Origin of the sequence: Mesorhizobium sp. M7A.F.Ca.CA.004.06.1.1, assembly GCF_003999135.1 — a bacterium.
In the GTDB taxonomy this organism is placed as follows: Bacteria; Pseudomonadota; Alphaproteobacteria; order Rhizobiales; family Rhizobiaceae; genus Mesorhizobium.
In genome coordinates this window covers 1-1618 of the sequence record NZ_RZPQ01001029.1, presented here as the reverse complement: position 1 = coordinate 1618, position 1618 = coordinate 1, and the positions used below count along the sequence as shown (strand labels likewise).

Annotated in this window: 1 protein-coding gene; it reads right to left on the bottom strand. The window is 61.6% G+C overall.

Going from position 1 to position 1618, the window contains the following annotated elements:
- The coding region (locus tag EN906_RS33435) for a diguanylate cyclase (protein WP_127375740.1) at positions 1-1618 on the bottom strand (1618 nt) is incomplete at both ends.

Here is a 1618-nt window from a genome sequence, read left to right as displayed (position 1 = left end):
AGAGATTGACCGAGACGCTGGTCTGGTCCGGCCATTTGGCGCATTCGGCGCAGGCTGCCTGCAGCACGAAGGTGCTGATCTCGGAAATGATGCCCATTTCCTCGGCCAAAGGAATGAAGATGCTGGGCGAGATCGGCCCGAGATCGGGATGATCCCACCGGCACAACGCCTCGCAGCTGGCGATACGCATGGTGCTCATCGCCACGATCGGCTGATAGACCACCCTCAAGCCCTTGCTTTCCACGGCTGTACGCAGGTCCGCCTTCATCAGCTGACGGTTGCGGAAGGCGGCATCCATCGAGGCTTCGAACAGCCGCCAGCTGTTCTTGCCGAGCTCCTTGGCCTTGTAGAGCGCCAGGTCCGCCTTGACGATCATGGCGTCGACATCGGTATCCTTGACCCGTGACAGCACCGCGCCGCCGCTGGCCTGAATGCGCAGCCCGTGACCGGCGACGTCGACTTCCCCTTGCAGGCCGGCGAAAATCTCGTCGAGCTGGCTGGTCAGATGGCTCTCATCCTCGACGCGGTCGAAGAAGATCATGAACTCGTCGCCACCGAAACGGCTGACCGTGATATCTTGCCTGGCAATGGCGGCAAGCCGCTCGGCAACGGCATAGATCAAGCCATCGCCGATCGGATGGCCAAGCGTGTCGTTGACGCTCTTGAAATCGTCGAGGTCGAGCACCGCAAGGCCGCAGAGACGATCGCGATCGCCTGATACCATGGCCTCGCCTACCAGTTCATGGAAATAGGCGCGGTTGGGCAGGCCGGTGAGGTTGTCGTAACGTGCCATGAAGCGGATCTTGTCTTCCGCCTCGACACGGGCGGTGACGTCCTCGAAGGTGATGACGCCCAGTTCCTGGCTGCCTTCGCGAGCCGAGAACTCGTAATGCTGGCCGTTGGCGAGGGAAACCAGCACCTTGCGGTCGCGGCCCTCGCGCAGGGCACGCGTCAGCTGGGCCTCGATGTAGCGGCAATCCTTGGGCGCCAGCATGCCGCCGGCGACACCGCGCATCAACAGACCATGGATCGACCGGCCGAGCAGCGCGTCGGGCGACTTGAGCGACATCAGATGCGCCGCCTCGGCATTGGCCACCGCGACGCGGCCGTCCGGGCCGAGCATGACAAGGCCGTGCGACATGGTGTTGAGCGCTCGGTTGAAGCGCTGGGCGATGCGATTGGCCTTCTTTTCCTCGGACAGGGCGGCGAAAAGCACCTCGCGGACCAGATCGGCGAAGCGCTTGATAGCAAAAAGAAATGGCGCCGAAAGCAGGCCGAGAATGAAGTGATAGGGATCGCCCCGCAGGATGAAGCCCAGCGAGATCGGCCAAGTCATGGTCATAATGAAGATCACGACCATCCTGGGCGAACCATAGTTGCGGCCAGCAATAGACGTGGCGGAGGCAAGCGTCACGCAGACGGCAGCTATTTCCGCGAACGGGTCATAGGCAAGATAGATGCCGACAAAGCAGAAGGCGCCAAGCATGAAGCCATGCATCGAGCCGTACAGTATGTAGTCGTTCTCGCGGCGACGCGCCTCTTCCCAATTTTGAGGCGAAGGAGCGTGGCGATATTTCCTGATGTTGCGAAGACGAAGGAAGGCGACAGCCAGCAGTCC